This is a genomic window from Sphingobium bisphenolivorans, assembly GCF_000412635.1.
Lineage (GTDB): Bacteria > Pseudomonadota > Alphaproteobacteria > Sphingomonadales > Sphingomonadaceae > Sphingobium > Sphingobium bisphenolivorans.
In genome coordinates this window covers 38,270-54,391 of the sequence record NZ_ASTG01000021.1, presented here as the reverse complement: position 1 = coordinate 54,391, position 16,122 = coordinate 38,270, and the positions used below count along the sequence as shown (strand labels likewise).

Genomic DNA, 16,122 nt, shown 5'->3' with positions numbered 1-16,122 from the left:
GTCTCCCTTTTATTTCGCAAGAGATCCACGACATGGCAACGCAACCATCCGGCTCACCCCCGACGACTGACATCGACCTGTTCGCGGACGAAACCCTGCTCGACCCGTACGAGTCTTATCGAACCTGGCGAGACGCCGGTCCTGCTGTATGGTCGACCAGACACGAGGTCTGGATCCTGTCTCGGTTCGACGACGTCAAGCGCGCGTTGGCCGACAACGAGACCTACATTTCGGGCAAGGGCGTCGGCCTGTACGGACCTGCCAATGAGGCGCTTGAGGGTACGGTGATCGCCAGCGATCCGCCCGAACATGGCGCTCTCCGTCGCGTGCTGGCCGATCGCATGTCGCCCCGCGGGATCCGTGCTCTGCAGCCCGAGGTCGAAGCGGCGGCGAACTCCCTCGTTGACAGCATCGTCGCGAAGGGGTCCTTCGACGCGATGCCCGACCTGGCTCGGAAGTTTCCGCTGATGGTGATGGCCGACCTCATCGGGCTGCCCGGAGACGATCATGGCAGCTTGCTCGGCTGGGCCGATGCCGGCTTCAACACGTTCGGCCCGGCGAACGATCGTGCAGTCTCTTCGATGCCGATCGTCGGCGAGATGTTCGGCTACATCGCGAGCCTCGACGCCGACCCGTCGAAGTTGCGCGAAGGCAGCATGGGGCGCGAGATCTACGAGGCGTCCGAGCGCGGCGAACTTAAGTTCGAGCAGTGCGGGCGTCTCATGGCGGCCTATCTGATGGCGGGACTCGACACCACCATCTCTTCGATCGCCAACGCCGTCTGGCTGTTCGGACGGAATCCCGAGCAGTGGACGATCGCAAGGAGCGACCCCGCGCGCATACCGCACGTCTACAACGAGATCCTGCGCATCGAGTCGCCAGTCCAAACGTTCCGACGGACGCTGACGAAGGACGTCCAATTGGGCGATGCGCTGATGCGCGAGGGCGACGCCGTCCTGCTGCTCTACGGTTCGGCCAACCGGGACGAACGCCATTGGCAAGATCCGGACAAGTTCGACGTGCGACGTCGCTCCGCCGATCACCTCGCGCTCGGTTTCGGGATCCACAATTGCGCGGGGCAGGGCGTCGCCCGTCTCGAGGCGCACTCGCTGCTCGCGGCGCTGGCGCGCAAGGTCGAGCGGTTCGAGGTCGGGACGCCGAAGCGCCACCTGAACAATCTGATCCGCAACTTCGACAGTCTGCCCGTGACGCTGGTGCCGGCAGCGGAGATGGAAAATGCCTGAGAAGCCCCGTGTTCTCCTGATCGTCACGCAGGATACCAAGAAGATCGAAGGCGCGTTCCTTCGCGACTGCCTGGAGGAAGCCGGCTGCGAGGTCATCCACCTCGATCCCAGCGTCCGCCAGACGGTCGGCGGCGCCGAAATCGGACCTGACGAAGTCGCCGCGGCCGCCGGGAAGTCGATCGAGGAGATCCGGGCGATCGGTCACGAGGGCAAGATCCAATTGGAGATGATCGCCGGCGCGACCAAGCTGGCGCTTGCCCGCCATGAGCAGACTCCCTTGTCGGGGATCATCTCGATCGGCGGGTCTATGGGCACGACCCTGGGTACCGCGGTGATGCGCGCGTTCCCCTACGGCATGCCGAAGGTGATGATCTCGACCCTGGCCTCCGGGTTCACGGTGCCGTTCGTGGGCATCAAGGACATCGTGATGCACAATTCGGTGTGCGACATATCCGGCATCAACAGCATCACCCGCGACGTGTACCGCAACGGCGCGTTCGCCGTGGCCGGCATGGCGCGGCATTACGCGCCCGGCGTCGCCGAGAACAAGCCGCTCGTCCTCGTGAGTACGCTCGGCACGACCGAGAAGGGGATGCGCCGCCTGCGCGAAAGTCTCGAAGCCGACGGCTACGAGGTGATGGTGTTCCATACCACCGGCATGGGCGGCCAGACGCTCGACGCGATCGCCTCCGAGCGGGATGTCGCCGCCATCGTCGACATGTCGCTGGTCGAAGTGAACGACCTTTTGCACCAGGGAATCTGCAGCGCGGGGCCCGACCGCTCGAAAGCGGGGCCCAAACGCGGAATTCCCGTCGTCTTCGCCCCCGGCAACATCGATTTCTATATCATGCCGTCACCGATGGCGGTCGGCGACGATCCCTTCGATGGCCGCCGGTTCCACATCCACAACGCTGCGCTCACGGCCGTCAGAACGGGTGAAAAGGACTTGGAGATGCTCGCCGATCACATGGCCGAGCTGGTGCGCGGCGCGAAGGGACCGGTACGCTTCTACGTTCCGCTTCATGGCTTCTCTAGCCACGACAGCGAGGAAGGGAAACTGCACGATCCGTCGCTGCCGCCCAAGTTCGCGGAGTATGTCGAGAAGGTCATGCCCGACAACGTCGATGTCCGCACGTTCGACGCTCATATCAACGATGCGGCCTTCGGTGACGCGCTGGCCGACGCCGTGCGCGAGATGGTTGCCAATAAGATCGAAGCATGAGCACCGAGCCCATTCTTACCCCCGAAGATGTCGCCGACATCGTCGCCATTCTCGATGGCACGTCGTACGAGCGTATCGACATCACCACGAGCCGGTTCACCCTGCGCGTCGCGCGGTCGGGTGACGGCTGGACGCAGGACTGGTCCTGGAAGCAGGATGAGGATGCCCAGGCAGCATCGGCAGGCCCGATCGAGCCGCTGTCGTCGGGCAGTGCGACCGGGGTGCCCGATGACGGCACTGTCGCCGTGCGATCTCCCTTGCCCGGCGTGTTCTATCGTTCGCCTCAGCCTGGTGCGGCGCCGTTCGTCGACGTCGGCGACACCGTCGCACCGGACACGGTCGTCGGCATTATCGAAACGATGAAGCTCATGAACCCCGTCCACGCCGGCATCGCCGGCACGGTGGCCTCCTGGTCGGTCGACAATGCCGAGCAGGTCGATAAGGACGGAGTCATTCTGCGCGTCACGCCGGTGCCGGCGTGATCAAGCGGCTCTTCATCGCCAATCGCGGCGAAATCGCGCTGCGCATCATACGAACGGCGCGTCGGATGGGGATCACCACGATCCTCGGCGTATCGGAAGCGGATCGCCAGTCGATGCCGGCGCGCGCCGCCGACGAGACTGTCCTGGTCGGGCCGGCCCGGTCGAGTGACAGCTATCTCTCGATCGAGCGCGTGGTCGCGGCGGCCCGGGCGGCTCGCGCCGACGCCGTGCATCCGGGCTATGGCTTCCTGTCCGAAAATGCTGCGTTCGCCGAAGCGCTTGCCGAAGCCGGGATAATCTTCGTCGGACCCGAGCTGGCCAGCCTGCGTGCGATGGGTGACAAGCTGATGGCACGGAAGGTCGGGATCGAGGCCGGCCTGCCGGTGGTCCCGGGCGGCGAGGCGGCCGACAAGGACGCCGCACGCGCCCGTGCCGGAGAAACCGGCTACCCGCTGTTGCTCAAAGCCGTTTCCGGCGGCGGCGGGCGAGGGATGAAGCGCGTGGACGCGCCCGAGCAGCTGGATTCGCAAATCGACATGGCGATGGCCGAGGCGCTCGCCGCGTTCGGCGATGCTCGCGTCTATGTCGAGCGCTACATCGCACGCGGCCGACACGTAGAGGTCCAGGTGCTCGGCGACGGCGTCGATGCGATCCACCTCGGCACCCGCGACTGCTCGATTCAGCGACGCTTCCAGAAGCTCGTCGAGGAAGCGCCGGCGCCGGGCATCCCGCGCGAGAAGCACGAAGCCCTGATGGAGGCCGCGGTCCGGCTCACGCGCCATCTTGGCTATCGCGGCGCCGGGACGGTCGAGTTTCTCGTCGATGCCGAGACGTTCGACTTCTTCTTTCTCGAGATGAACGCGCGCATTCAGGTCGAGCATCCGGTCACGGAAGCGATCACCGGCGTGGATTTGATCGAGCAACAATTGTTGGTCGCGGACGGCCAGCGGCTCGGCCTCGCCCAGGACGACGTTTCGATCACCGGTCACGCCATCGAGACGCGTATCAACGCGGAAGAATGGACGGCCGACTTCCGGCCGTCGCCCGGAACGGTGCAGCGGGCGGCGTGGCCTGCCGGCGCCGGCATCCGAGTCGATAGCCACATCGCGAGCGGCGACGAAGTCCCGCCGTTCTACGACTCGCTGATCGGTAAGCTGATCGTCCTTGGAACCGACCGCGCTGAAGCGGTCGAACGCCTCGACGGTGCGCTTCGGGCCATGCAGATCGAAGGGGTCGCGACCACCGTCGACCTTCACGGCCGGATCGTAGCCGATCCCCGCTTCCGCGCGGGCGGCGTCGACACGCGCTTTTTCGAAGGACTGGCACATGGCTGAAATCGGCCTCGTCGACGTCTCCATGCGAGACGGGAATCAAAGCTGTGGGGCGCGACCGGTCTGCGGTCCGCGCAGATGCTGGAGATCGCGGGGAAGCTCGACCGAGCCGGCTTCCGCGCGATCGACTTCACGTCTTCGAGCCACATGGCGGTGGCGGTTCGCTACTTTCGGGACAATCCATGGGAGCGTATCCGGCGGATGCGCGCCGCGATGCCGCGAACGCCGCTGCAATTCATCACGACTGGCCTGCGCTTCATCGCCTGGCAGCAGGCCGATCCCGACTTCATGCGGATCGTCTACCGGCGCTTGCAGGCTAACGGCATCCGTCGGTTCGTGATGCTGGACCCGATGCATGACGTCGCCGCCGTTTTGGAGGCAGCACGCATCGTCAAGGAAGAGGGCGATGCGGAGGTGATGGCCGCTCTCACCTTCACACTGTCCGACGTTCACGACGATGCGTTCTACGCCAACTTCGCCGCGCAGCTGGCGGGCAGCCCTGACATCGATCTGTTCTACATCAAGGATCCGGGGGGCTTGCTGTCCCCGGAGCGCGCGAAGACGCTGGCACCTGCGATCAAGGCGTCGATCGGCGACAAGGCGCTCGAGATCCATCCGCATTGCACGATCGGCTTCGGCCCCGTCGCGGCATTGTCCGCGGTCGAGACCGGCGCGGTCTCCGCCGTGCACGTCGGGATCGGCCCGCTCGGCGACGGCAGCTCGCTGCCCGAAGCCGGTCGCATGCTCGCGAACCTCGCGGAGGCCGGTCATCCGGTACCGGTCGACGCCGGGCTGCTCTCCGAGATCAGCGACTATTGGTGGCGGCTCGCGCGGGCGGAGAAGCTGGAACCTGGCACCCCGCAGAGCTACGATGCGAGTTTTCTGCGGCACCAGATCGCCGGCGGCGTGATGACGACGACCAAGCGCCAGTTGCAGGAACTCAACCTGCTGCACCGTCTGCCTGAAGTCATCGCCGAAACCGAGCGGGTGCGATCCGAGCTCGGCCAGCCGATCATGGTGACGCCGTTCCCGCAGATGGTCATGAGCCAGGCTCTGTTCAACGTCATCGGCACGGGCCGGTATGCCCAAGTGTCCGATCAAGTGCTCCGCTACGTGATGGGGAAATTCGGTCGGCCGACGCGGCCGGTCGATCCCGTGGTCGAAGCCGCGATCCTCAACCGCAACCGGGCTGCGGAAATCGCCGCGGAGCCGGATTTTCCGACACTCGCCGATCTGCGCCGCCGCTTCGGCGCGTCCATGGACGACGAGGAATTCCTGCTGCGTGCGGTGATGCCCGGCGAGCAGGTCGATGCGATGCTCGCGGCGGGGCCCAGCTTGGCGCGGTACAATCCGGGGGCCGTCCCCATGCTTGAGTTGCTGCGCGCGCTCGCCGCCCGCCCGGCCGCCAGAGACATCGTCGTCGAGCGCCCGGGGTTGCGTTTGGCGCTTCACGCGGGAGACGCAATTGCCTGAGCTCTCTCCCTTGTTGGCGGACAGGATCGCCGCGGCGTCGGCGTTCGTCTTCGACATGGACGGCACGCTGGTGCTCGGCGACGCCGCGAGCGGCGGGCATCAGTCCTTGCCTGGTGCCGCTGCGCTGCTGTCCGAGTTGAGGGTGCGCGGCACGCCGTTTCGTGTTTTCACCAACGGCACGGCAAAGCCACCCGAAGTCTACGCATCGAGCCTGCGCCACGCCGGGCTCGACGTCGCCGACCACGAGATGATGACGCCGTCCACGGCCGCCGCAGCCTGGTTCGTGGCCAAGGGGATAAAGCGCGTCCGCGTCCTCGGCCTCGCGGGCGTTCAGGCGCCGTTGATCGAGGCGGGCCTCGACGTGATCGGTCCTTCGGAAAAGGCGGAAGGGGTCGAGGCGGTCTACACCGGCTGGTTTCGCGAATTCACGTTCCCGGACCTCGAAGCGGCATACAAGGACGTGTGGGCGGGCGCGATGTTGACGACCGCGTCGAACGTACCGTTCTTTGCGACAGCGGGTGGTCGCGCGATCGGCGCGAGTTATGCGATCAACGCGATGATCCGCGCAATGACGGGCAAGCGCGCCAAGGTCCTCGGGAAGCCGTCGCGCGAGGCCCTTCGCAGCGCACTGACGCTTATGAAATTGCCGGTCTCCGCCGAGGCGTCGACGGTGATCGTCGGCGACGATCCCGCGCTCGAAATGCGCATGGCGCGCTCGGCTGGGGCGATCGGTGTGGCTGTCACGACCGGGCTGTGCAGCCGCGACGACTTCATGGCGCGCGGTTCGCCGGAGCGGGCTGACGCGATCCTGCCGGGACTGCAACCGATCCTGGAGGCCCTGAACTGATGTACGTCAACCGCCGGCGGGTCACCATCGAATGGGGCGACTGCGATCCCGCCGGGATCGTTTTCTATCCGCGCTACTTCGCCATGTTCGACGCGTCCACCGCGCATCTCTTTGCAGCGGTGCTCGGAATGCACAAACGCGAAATGATCGCCAAGTTCGAGATGATCGGCTTCCCAATGGTCGACACGGCAGCTCGCTTCTTCGTCCCGAGCAAGTTCGGCGACGAAGTGACGATCGAGACCCAGGCGACGGACCTCGGCCGTAGCAGCTTCGGCATTTCACACCGCGTGTTCCGCACAGGTGGCGTGCTGGCGATCGAGGCGACCGAGAAGCGGGTCTGGGCCGGTGTTCATCCCGAAGATCCGCATCGCATCACTGGTATTCCCATTCCCGAAATCGTTCGCGCGGCGCTCGAAAGCGGGCCGCTCGAGCGTCAACCCTGACTGGAGTAGACATGTCGAAGGTAATGATCACGGTGGCGCCGACCGGCGGCATGGCGTCCAAGGCGCAGAACCCGAACCTGCCCACGCAACCGGGCGAGATCGCCGAGTCGGTGTACAAGAGCTTCAAGGCGGGCGCGTGCATCGCGGCCCTGCACGCGCGTCGGCCCGATGACGGCGCGACGTGCAACGCCGACATCTACCGCGACATCAACGAGCGCATTCGAGCCAAATGCGACATCGTCATCAACAACTCGACCGGCGGCGGCTCCAGCGGCGACATGCTCATCGAGCGCCAGGACGGCCTTTACGAGTCCAGCTTCGAGGAACGATTGAAGGGTTGCGAGGCCGGTGCCGAAATGGCCACATTCGACGGCATGACGTTCGTGGATGTGCACGGCGGGAAGGAAATTCTCGTTATCACGCCGCCTAGCCGTTGCGAGACGCTCGTCAAGCGCATGACCGATCGTGGCATAAAACCGGAGTGGGAAGTCTTCGCGCCGAACCACATCCTGCAGGACGTCACCCGCCTGATCCAGAAAGGCTATGACAAGCCGCCTTACTACATCAACATGGTCCTCGGCGCCGACAAGGGCTTCCAGGGCGCGATGCCTTACAGTCACGACGTGCTGACCGCGATGGTCGCGGCGCTTCCGCCGCAATCGATCTTCTGCGTATCGGCGATCGGGCCGGCGCAATTGCCCGCGACCACGCAGGCGATGCTGTTGGGCGGTCATGTCCGCGTAGGCCTCGAGGACAACAACTATTTCAGCAAGGGCGTGCTCGCGACCAACGAGATGCTCGTCGAGCGCACGGTGGGCATCGCCAAGGCGCTAGGACTGCAGCCGACGTCCCCCGCCGAAGCGCGCGACATTCTAGGACTCGCCCAGCGGTGAGAGCATCACGATCAACCGGCGAGGCTTCGATGACTGATTTGTCGGCGATGTTCCGTCTTACCGGCCGTACGGCGATCGTCACCGGCGCCGCTGGCGGGCTGGGGCGCGCGATCGCGGTCGGGCTCGCGGAAGCGGGCGCCGACGTCGCGGTTATGGACATCGACGCGGCGGGATTGGGAGCGACGGCCGCCGCGATCCGAACCGGCGGACGGCAGTCCATTGAGATCGTCGTCGATGTCGGCGACGAGGCGGCGGTCGAAGCAGCCTTCGCCGAGTTCGACCGCGGATTCGAGCGGCTCGACATCCTGGTTAACAATGCGGGGATCGCGGACACCGTGCCCGCGCCCCTTCACGATTGCCCCACCGATGTCTGGCATAAGGTGACCGCAGTGAACCTGCACGGTGTCTTCCATTGCGCACGCGCAGGACTGAACCGCATGTTGCCACGCCACAGCGGGAAAGTCGTCAATGTCGCTTCGATGTGGGGTCTGGCGGGAAGTTCGAGCGTCGCGCCGCTACCGGCCTATGCTGCGACCAAGGGAGCTGTCGTCAATCTGACGCGCGAACTAGCGCTCGAATATGCGCCACACGGCATCACCGTGAACGCGATCTGTCCCGGCTTCTTCCGCACGGCATTGGGTCCCTATGACGATCCAGATTTTCTCGCCGCGACGCAGGGTTTCACGCCGGCAGGGCGGATCGCCGAGGCCGACGAGATCAAGGGCACCGCGGTGTATCTCGCCTCGCGGGCGTCGGATTTCGTGACCGGTGCGACCTTGGTCGTCGACGGGGGATGCATGGCGAAATGACCGGTGCGTCGACGGATTGGTCGCTCGAGGCGATCCGCGGGCTTTTCGAGCTTCCGTTTCTCGACCTGGTGGCTCGTGCGCACGACGTGCATGGCCGACATCATGCGGCGAACGAAGTCCAGCTATCGACCCTGCTGTCGATCAAGACCGGGGGATGCGTTGAGGATTGCGGCTATTGCAGCCAATCGATCAAGGCGAAGTCGGGGCTGAAGGCCGAGAGGCTGGCGAGCGCCGACGCCGTAGTCGCCGCTGCTCGCGCGGCCAAGGCGGCCGGTTCGACGCGGTTTTGCATGGGCGCGGCCTGGCGGAGTCCGAAGGAACGCGACATGCCCGCGCTGCTTGCCATGGTGGCGGAGGTCAAGGCGCTGGGCCTGGAGACCTGCATGACCTTGGGCATGCTCGATGACGGACAGGCGGAGCGCTTTGCAGGCGCGGGCCTGGATTTCTACAACCACAACATCGACACCAGCCCCGCATATTACGATCGCGTCATCACGACGCGGACCTTCCAGGATCGGCTCGAGACGCTCGAGCGCGTTCGCGCCGCCGGCATCGCCGTCTGTTGCGGAGGCATTCTCGGCATGGGGGAGAGCCGGGAAGACCGCGTGGCATTCATCCACGCGCTCGTCTCCTTGCCCGAACCACCGCAGAGCGTTCCGCTGAACGCGCTCGTTCCCATCGCGGGGACGGCGTTGGGTGACCGGCTATCGACTTCGCAGCAGGTGCGGATCGACGACATCGAGTTCGTCCGCACCGTCGCCGTCGCCCGCATCGCGATGCCGAGGTCGATGGTCCGGCTGTCGGCAGGTCGCGAAAGCATGTCGGATGCCACGCAGGCGCTCTGCTTCTTGGCCGGCGCCAATTCGATCTTCACCGGCGATCGGCTGCTCACCACGAGCAACGCCGGAGCCGGCGCCGATGCGGACCTGTTCCGAAAACTGGGACTGACGCCGTCATCGCTGCCAGAAAGCGCCGCCGGTCGCGAGGCCGGTCGTCTCGATTATGAAATGGAGAGAATTTGATGAAGTCGCGTGCAGCCGTCGCGTTCGAAGCCAAGAGGCCGCTGGAGATCGTCGAGGTTGATCTCGAGGGACCGAAGGCGGGCGAGGTGCTCGTCGAGATCATGGCGACGGGGATCTGCCACACCGACGCCTATACCCTCGATGGCTTTGACAGCGAAGGACTGTTTCCCTCGATTCTCGGTCATGAAGGCGCGGGCGTCGTGCGCGAGGTGGGGGCGGGCGTCACCAGCGTGTCCCCGGGCGACCATGTCATCCCGCTCTACACACCGGAATGCCGCCGGTGCAAATCGTGCCTGTCGGGCAAGACGAACCTGTGCACGGCGATCCGTGCCACGCAGGGGAAGGGGCTGATGCCCGACGGGACGAGCCGGTTCAGCTACAAGGGCCAGCCGATCTTCCACTACATGGGCTGCTCGACCTTCTCGAACTTCACTGTCCTGCCCGAAATCGCCGTCGCCAAGATCCGCCAGGACGCGCCGTTCCAGACCAGCTGCTACGTCGGCTGCGGCGTCACGACCGGCGTCGGTGCGGTGACCAATACCGCCAAGGTCCAGGCGGGCGACAATGTCGTGGTGTTCGGGCTCGGCGGGATCGGGCTCAACGTCATCCAGGGCGCGAGGATGGTCGGCGCGGGCAAGATCATCGGCGTCGATATCAATCCCGATCGCGAGGAATGGGGCCGCAAGTTCGGTATGACCGACTTCCTCAACTCCAAGGGCCTGAGCCGCGAAGAGACGATCGCAAAGCTCCTCGAACTGACCGACGGCGGCGCCGATTACACCTTCGACGCCACGGGTAATACCGAAGTGATGCGGACCGCGCTGGAGGCATGTCATCGCGGCTGGGGCACCAGCATCATCATCGGCGTCGCCGAAGCCGGCAAGGAGATCGCGACGCGGCCATTCCAGCTCGTCACCGGGCGCAACTGGCGCGGCACTGCGTTCGGCGGGGCGAAGGGCAGGACCGACGTGCCCAAGATCGTCGACTGGTACATGCAGGGGAAGATCGCGATCGACCCGATGATCACGCACGTCCTCGGCCTTGAAGAAATCAACAGGGGATTCGACTTGATGCACGCAGGGCAGAGCATTCGTAGCGTGGTGGTCTACTGACATGGCCAGCTTCTTCGTCACGACGCGCGAGCGCGAAGTCATCGAGGTGGAGGGGATCGACGGACTGTCGGTCATGGAGCTCATCCGGGACGCCGGAATCGACGAACTGCTCGCCCAGTGCGGCGGTTGCCTGTCGTGCGCCACCTGCCACGTTCAGGTCGATCCGGCCGATAGCGACCGTCTGCCGCCGATGAAGCCGGATGAAGACTATCTGCTCGACAGTTCGGATCATCGCGTCGCGACATCGCGATTGTCCTGCCAGCTGCCTTTTTCCAGCGAGCTCGACGGTCTGCGCGTCACGATCGCCCCCGAGGGCTGACGGGTACCACGGTATTCGAACGCGTGGCTAAGTCCGCGCGGTCGACAGGAGACTGAGTGTGGCGGTCATTTCAGGGGATGGGATCTTCACTCGCGCGATGCTCCGGGCCAGGGACCTTGATGCCTCGGCGAGGTTCTACGATGCCGCATTGTCTCCCCTCGGGTGGAAGATCCTCGGCCCGTTCGACGACGAGAGGATGCCTTGGGACAGGAACAAGCCCGCGTTCCCGGTCGTGCGGCCCGGTACCGGCGAGGCGTCGTCAAGCGGCGTGACGATCGGGTTCGCGGCGGAAGCGACCCGGGGCGTCGACGCCTTTCAAGCGGCGGGGCTCGCGGCCGGCGGCACCGACGAGGGCGCGCCAGGACAACGCAGGCATCTGCCCGGGGCCCATGCGGCCTATCTTCGGGACCCAGGCGGCAACAGAGTGTGCGGCTATGCCTTCGGCGACGGCAACTGACCGGTGGAGGAGGTCAGCACCAACCTGGCCTTTGGCGGCGTCCAGGGCGTCTATCGCCACCCCTCCTCGGCGACCGGCACCGACATGACCTTTTCGGTGTTCGTTCCCGCCCATCCGGCGGGACAGACACTGCCGGTGGTATGGTTTCTGTCGGGCCTCACCTGTACGCACGCCAACGTGACCGAGAAGGGCGAGTACCGCAGGGCGTGCGCGGAGCTCGGCCTCATCTTCGTGGCACCCGATACCAGTCCGCGCGGCCAGAATGTCCCCGACGATCCTCTCGGCAGCTACGATTTCGGCCTGGGTGCCGGTTATTACGTCGACGCGACCGAACCCCCGTTTTCGGCGAACTATCGGATGAGATCCTATTTCGAGGAACTCTCCACGCTCGTGTTCGACCGGTTTCCCGGCGATCCGTCGCGCCAGGCGATCATGGGCCATTCGATGGGCGGCCACGGTGCGCTGACCATAGGTTTGTCCGAGCCGGGCCGCTTTCAATCGGTGAGCGCCTTCGCACCCATCGTGGCGCCGACCCAGGTGCCGTGGGGAATCAAGGCGCTCCGCGGTTATCTCGGGCACGACCGCGCCACCTGGCGATCACACGATGCCGTCGCCCTGATCGAGGACGGCGCGCGCGTGCCCGTCATCCTCGTCGATCAGGGAACGGATGATCAGTTCCTGACCGAGCAGCTGCGGCCCGATCTCCTCGAGAATGCGTGTCGCGAGGCCGGTATTCCGCTGACGCTTCGGCGCCAGGCCGGATACGATCACAGCTATTACTTCATCTCGAGCTTCATGGCGGATCATCTGCGTTGGCACGCCGCGCGACTTGGAGGCGCGGCACGATGATGCGGAGCGACCCTCGCCACTTCGACGTGGTGATCGTCGGCGCGGGACATGCCGGTTCCCAGCTCGCCATCGCGCTTCGCCAGCGCAAGTTCCAAGGGTCGATCGCGTTGCTGGGCGACGAGGGCGATCCGCCTTATGAACGACCGCCGCTTTCGAAGGAATATCTGTCGGGCGAGAAGACGTTCGATCGACTGTTGATCCGGCCGCTTGAATTCTGGGCTGTCCGCGACGTCACGCTCCTGCTGTCACGGCGGGCTGACGCGGTGGATCCCGCCGCTCGGACGCTGCAGGTTTCCGATGGCACGACGATTTCCTACGGCAAGCTCGTCTGGGCGACCGGTGGGCAGCCGCGTCGATTGACGTGTTCCGGGCACGACCTGCGTGGTGTTCACGCCGTCCGCTCTCGCGCCGACGTCGACCGCCTGATCGCCGAACTGCCGTCGGTGACTCGCGTGATCGTGATCGGTGGCGGCTATATCGGCCTTGAAGCCGCGGCGGTGCTCACCAAGCTTGGCAAACCCGTCACCGTGCTCGAGGCGCAGGACCGCGTTCTCGCGCGCGTCGCTGGCGAGGAACTGTCGCGGTTCTACGAGGAGGAGCACCGGTCGCACGGCGTCGATCTGCGTACAGGCGTGTCGATCGAATGCATCGACGAAGAAGCGGGTGCCGCGTGCGGTGTCCGGTTGGCAGACGGTTCGACGATCGCCGGCGAGATGGTCATCGTCGGAATCGGCATCGTTCCGGCGGTCGCACCATTGGTCACCGCAGGGGCGAGAAGCGCAAACGGGGTCTGGGTCGACGAGTTCTGCCGCACCAGTCTCGATGACGTCTATGCCTTGGGCGACTGTGCGGCGCATGCCAACCGGTATGCAGACGGAGCGGTGATCCGGCTGGAATCGGTTCAGAACGCGAACGACCAGGCGGCGACGGTGGCCAAGGCGCTGATGGGCGAGTTCGAAGCCTATGACGCGGTGCCCTGGTTCTGGTCCAATCAGTATGATCTGAAGCTCCAGACCATCGGGCTTTCCACTGGTTTCGATGCCACCGTCGTCCGTGGCGACCGGGCGGCACGCAGCTTCTCGATCGTCTATCTGCGCGCCAGCCGCGTGATCGCGCTCGACTGCGTCAATTCGACCAAGGACTACGTGCAAGGGCGGGCGCTCGTCGCCACAGGTGCGGTACTGAGCCCGACCCGATTGGCCGACGCAAGCGTACCGCTCAAGGAGATGGTCCCCGCAGCGTAGCCCGTCGGGGGAAACGTCCCCGCGCGCCGGTTCTTCTTGCTGTACCTACACACTCACCGCTTGTTCGAAATCTTGCCAGTCCCATCGCATCCCGACACACGATCCTATGACCGAAACAGCTCCAGTACCCACTTCGAACGGCTCCGAAGAGGCTGTTTCCCGAGCGCTCGAGGATAACCTCGAGCGGTTGTCCCGAGCAAATCGGCGCCGTCGCCTGATACTGCAGCGAGGCTCCGCTTTTTCGTCGAATGACTATATCGGTTTGAGCCGCACGCCCCGTCTGGCGCGAGCGGTCGTCGAGACGATCGGGCGCGGGGTCGGGGTCGGCTTGGGCGGCTCGCGCCTGTTGCGCGGCAGCGACCCGGAGCATGAAGCGCTCGAGCACGAGGCTGCGGCGTGGTTCGGCAGCGAGACGGCGTTGTATTTCGCGACGGGCTATGCCGCAAACGCCGCTCTGTTCGCGACGTTGCCCCAGCGCGGCGATCTGATCGTTTACGATGTCCTCATCCACGCGAGCGCGCATGAAGGCGTGAAACTCAGCCGTGCCGACGCCTTGGCGGCTGGCCACAACGATGCCGGCTGTATCGACGACGCGATTGTGCAGTGGCGCGCGGGCGGCGTGTCGGGCGGCCGTGGATCGCCGTCGAAAGCCTTTACAGCATGGATGGCGACGAGGCGCCGCTTCACGACCTCGCCGATATCGCCGCGCGACATGACGGCGTTCTGATGATCGACGAAGCGCATGCGACCGGCGTCTTCGATCGCATCGCCGGGCGCGAAACGCCATGGCGCGTCATTCCGGCAGAGTTCGGGGTCGATGGCTTCTTCGGCCGCCATGAGCATCACTATGTCTATTGGCGGGTCTTGTCCGATGGTTCGGTTGGCATCGTGACGGTGCTGCACGAGCGCATGCATCAGATGGACCGGTTTCGCGAAGATATCGCGCCCTGAGCGCAGCAAGATCGGGAAAGCCGCAAAACCGCCCTCCCCGCGCCATTTTCGCACTTACCATAATCAAACATTATGGTAAGTATATGGTTGCGAAAGCGGCAGGGAAGGGCAAATTCACCGATGATGACGAGCCAGGATAAACCATGCGGCACAGATGTGCCGCGCTTTGTGCCGCACCCTGACAAAGCCTGGGGGTACGCTGGCCGCTAATGGCTGAGGAACCCGCGGAACTCTCCAAGGGAGAGATTATCGTCGTAAGAACGCAGGATGCGGCGCTCCCGACGCGTTCGCGCAAAGCGGAGGCGGAACCGGTCGATGCACGGCTGCTGCGCGCGATCGGCAGCATCGTTCCGCCCGACCTGCCGCCGATCAGCCAGCTCGGGCTCGAAACCGCGCTGGCGGCCATGGCTGATGCATCGAAAGCGGCGATAGCCTCCGATCTCGACTGCTGGCGCGACTGGTGCGGCGAGGAAGGCCGCACGCCATTGCCCGCCGATCCCGAAGATATGGTGCGCTATGTGAACGCGCTCGACATCAGGGGCAAAAAGCCCGCAACGCTGGCGCGGCGGATCGCGAGCCTTGGCTCGGTCCACCGGCTGATGGGTTTGGCCTCGCCCGCCGCGCCGACCGATGCCCCGATGGTCCGCGATGCACTGAAGGCCGTCCGCCGGCGTAGAGGTGCGCTCCAGCGACAGGCGACCCCTCTGCGGCTGGGCAAGGCGCTTGATCCCCATGCCGCAAAGGGCTTCACCCTGACCGCCATGCTCGACGCTTGTGGCGGCGACCTTCAGGGCCTGCGGGACGCTGCCCTGCTATCGCTTGGCTATGATGCGGGCTTGCGTGTCAGCGAACTCACTGTGGTGGAAGGATTGCATATCGATCCGCAGGAGGATGGTTCGGCGACGCTGTTCATCCCCTTCTCCAAGACCGACCAGGAGCAGGAAGGCGCCTGGGCATGGCTGTCGGCTGAGACGATGCGGCGGGTTGGCGCGTGGCTCGAAGCAAGCGGCATCAAAGAAGGCCCTCTGTTCCGCAGGGTCGGCGTCGACCGGCGGCGCGCGCGGGAAGCCGAACCGGAAACCGCCCTGGCGCGAACGACCTATTCCATTGGAACGGCGCCCCTGACGCGGCAGGGTGTCAACGGCATCTATCGCCGCGTGGCTTATGCAGCTTATGAGCAGGGACTGGTGACATTGCCCGCAGGCAAGTTAACCGACGCGGTGAAGGCCTTGTCCACCCATTCGCTGCGCGTCGGCTTGACCCAGGATCTTTTTGCGGCGGGTGAGGACGGCGCTGGCATTGCCCAAGCGCTGCGCTGGAGCTCGCCGACCACCGCGCTGCGCTACGGCCGAAAGCTCGCGGTGCGCAGCAATGTCGCAGCGCGGGTGCTCTCGAGGGTTCGCAGATGACGCTAATTTCCGCGG

General features: G+C 65.2%; 16 protein-coding genes and 2 pseudogenes. All 18 read left to right on the top strand.

The genetic code is table 11. The features are described 5' to 3' along the window. Positions 1-32: 32 nt before the first annotated feature. The 18 genes and pseudogenes from L858_RS0115465 (at position 33) to L858_RS0115380 (ending at position 16,107) form a co-directional block, all read left to right on the top strand. On the top strand, positions 33-1,244 hold the full coding sequence (locus L858_RS0115465) for a cytochrome P450 (RefSeq protein ID WP_022684063.1): 1,212 nt from the start codon (positions 33-35) through the stop codon (positions 1,242-1,244). Then, on the top strand, positions 1,237-2,466 hold the full coding sequence (locus L858_RS20320; RefSeq protein WP_022684062.1) for a Tm-1-like ATP-binding domain-containing protein: 1,230 nt from the start codon (positions 1,237-1,239) through the stop codon (positions 2,464-2,466). Before L858_RS0115465 ends, L858_RS20320 begins: the two co-directional genes overlap by 8 nt. Beyond that, positions 2,463-2,948, top strand: a complete 486-nt coding sequence (locus L858_RS20315) for an acetyl-CoA carboxylase biotin carboxyl carrier protein (RefSeq protein ID WP_022684061.1) — start codon at positions 2,463-2,465, stop codon at positions 2,946-2,948. The genes L858_RS20320 and L858_RS20315 overlap by 4 nt, the downstream gene beginning before the upstream one ends. Then, positions 2,945-4,282, top strand: a complete 1,338-nt coding sequence (locus L858_RS0115450; RefSeq protein WP_022684060.1) for an acetyl-CoA carboxylase biotin carboxylase subunit — start codon at positions 2,945-2,947, stop codon at positions 4,280-4,282. The genes L858_RS20315 and L858_RS0115450 overlap by 4 nt, the downstream gene beginning before the upstream one ends. Positions 4,283-4,357: 75 nt before the next feature. Next, complete coding sequence (locus L858_RS20310; protein WP_238564978.1) at positions 4,358-5,752, top strand: biotin carboxyl carrier protein; 1,395 nt, start codon at positions 4,358-4,360, stop codon at positions 5,750-5,752. Beyond that, complete coding sequence (locus tag L858_RS0115440) at positions 5,745-6,599, top strand: HAD-IIA family hydrolase (protein WP_051132662.1); 855 nt, start codon at positions 5,745-5,747, stop codon at positions 6,597-6,599. The genes L858_RS20310 and L858_RS0115440 overlap by 8 nt, the downstream gene beginning before the upstream one ends. Further along, on the top strand, positions 6,599-7,042 hold the full coding sequence (locus L858_RS0115435; RefSeq protein ID WP_022684058.1) for an acyl-CoA thioesterase: 444 nt from the start codon (positions 6,599-6,601) through the stop codon (positions 7,040-7,042). Before L858_RS0115440 ends, L858_RS0115435 begins: the two co-directional genes overlap by 1 nt. A gap of 11 nt (positions 7,043-7,053) precedes the next feature. After that, positions 7,054-7,935: a beta-keto acid cleavage family enzyme gene (locus L858_RS0115430; protein WP_022684057.1), complete on the top strand. Its 882-nt coding sequence runs from the start codon at positions 7,054-7,056 to the stop codon at positions 7,933-7,935. 29 nt (positions 7,936-7,964) lie between these two features. Then, positions 7,965-8,744 (top strand): SDR family NAD(P)-dependent oxidoreductase, encoded by a 780-nt coding sequence (locus tag L858_RS0115425; RefSeq protein WP_022684056.1) that lies wholly within the window; start codon positions 7,965-7,967, stop codon positions 8,742-8,744. Continuing rightward, positions 8,741-9,766, top strand: coding sequence for a biotin synthase BioB (bioB, locus tag L858_RS20305; protein ID WP_022684055.1), 1,026 nt, complete (start codon positions 8,741-8,743; stop codon positions 9,764-9,766). The genes L858_RS0115425 and bioB overlap by 4 nt, the downstream gene beginning before the upstream one ends. Continuing rightward, entirely contained in the window at positions 9,766-10,878 is a 1,113-nt protein-coding gene (locus tag L858_RS0115415) for an S-(hydroxymethyl)glutathione dehydrogenase/class III alcohol dehydrogenase (protein WP_022684054.1), read from the top strand. The genes bioB and L858_RS0115415 overlap by 1 nt, the downstream gene beginning before the upstream one ends. Position 10,879: 1 nt before the next feature. Beyond that, positions 10,880-11,197, top strand: coding sequence for a 2Fe-2S iron-sulfur cluster-binding protein (locus L858_RS0115410; RefSeq protein WP_022684053.1), 318 nt, complete (start codon positions 10,880-10,882; stop codon positions 11,195-11,197). A gap of 58 nt (positions 11,198-11,255) precedes the next feature. After that, complete coding sequence (locus L858_RS0115405) at positions 11,256-11,654, top strand: VOC family protein (RefSeq protein WP_022684052.1); 399 nt, start codon at positions 11,256-11,258, stop codon at positions 11,652-11,654. Positions 11,655-11,657: 3 nt separating this feature from the next. Next, positions 11,658-12,503 (top strand): S-formylglutathione hydrolase, encoded by an 846-nt coding sequence (gene fghA / locus L858_RS0115400; RefSeq protein WP_022684051.1) that lies wholly within the window; start codon positions 11,658-11,660, stop codon positions 12,501-12,503. After that, positions 12,500-13,747: an NAD(P)/FAD-dependent oxidoreductase gene (locus L858_RS0115395; RefSeq protein WP_022684050.1), complete on the top strand. Its 1,248-nt coding sequence runs from the start codon at positions 12,500-12,502 to the stop codon at positions 13,745-13,747. Before fghA ends, L858_RS0115395 begins: the two co-directional genes overlap by 4 nt. 106 nt (positions 13,748-13,853) lie before the next feature. After that, positions 13,854-14,506, top strand: a pseudogene (locus tag L858_RS20300) (aminotransferase class I/II-fold pyridoxal phosphate-dependent enzyme); the annotation flags it as partial. Then, positions 14,504-14,698 (top strand): annotated as a pseudogene (locus L858_RS22315) (type II toxin-antitoxin system RelE/ParE family toxin); the annotation flags it as partial. The pseudogenes L858_RS20300 and L858_RS22315, both read left to right, overlap by 3 nt. A 209-nt stretch (positions 14,699-14,907) precedes the next feature. After that, positions 14,908-16,107 (top strand): tyrosine-type recombinase/integrase, encoded by a 1,200-nt coding sequence (locus L858_RS0115380; RefSeq protein WP_022684049.1) that lies wholly within the window; start codon positions 14,908-14,910, stop codon positions 16,105-16,107. Positions 16,108-16,122 lie beyond the last annotated feature (15 nt).

Bases quoted from the DNA above. Each gene is read 5' to 3' on its own strand.
- L858_RS0115465 (WP_022684063.1), top strand. From the start codon at position 33: ATGGCAACGCAACCATCCGGCTCACCCCCGACGACTGACATCGACCTG.
- L858_RS20320 (WP_022684062.1), top strand. From the start codon at position 1,237: ATGCCTGAGAAGCCCCGTGTTCTCCTGATCGTCACGCAGGATACCAAG.
- L858_RS20315 (WP_022684061.1), top strand. From the start codon at position 2,463: ATGAGCACCGAGCCCATTCTTACCCCCGAAGATGTCGCCGACATCGTC.
- L858_RS20310 (WP_238564978.1), top strand. From the start codon at position 4,358: ATGCTGGAGATCGCGGGGAAGCTCGACCGAGCCGGCTTCCGCGCGATC.
- L858_RS0115435 (WP_022684058.1), top strand. From the start codon at position 6,599: ATGTACGTCAACCGCCGGCGGGTCACCATCGAATGGGGCGACTGCGAT.
- L858_RS0115430 (WP_022684057.1), top strand. From the start codon at position 7,054: ATGTCGAAGGTAATGATCACGGTGGCGCCGACCGGCGGCATGGCGTCC.
- L858_RS0115425 (WP_022684056.1), top strand. From the start codon at position 7,965: ATGACTGATTTGTCGGCGATGTTCCGTCTTACCGGCCGTACGGCGATC.
- bioB (WP_022684055.1), top strand. From the start codon at position 8,741: ATGACCGGTGCGTCGACGGATTGGTCGCTCGAGGCGATCCGCGGGCTT.
- L858_RS0115415 (WP_022684054.1), top strand. From the start codon at position 9,766: ATGAAGTCGCGTGCAGCCGTCGCGTTCGAAGCCAAGAGGCCGCTGGAG.
- L858_RS0115410 (WP_022684053.1), top strand. From the start codon at position 10,880: ATGGCCAGCTTCTTCGTCACGACGCGCGAGCGCGAAGTCATCGAGGTG.
- L858_RS0115395 (WP_022684050.1), top strand. From the start codon at position 12,500: ATGATGCGGAGCGACCCTCGCCACTTCGACGTGGTGATCGTCGGCGCG.
- L858_RS0115380 (WP_022684049.1), top strand. From the start codon at position 14,908: ATGGCTGAGGAACCCGCGGAACTCTCCAAGGGAGAGATTATCGTCGTA.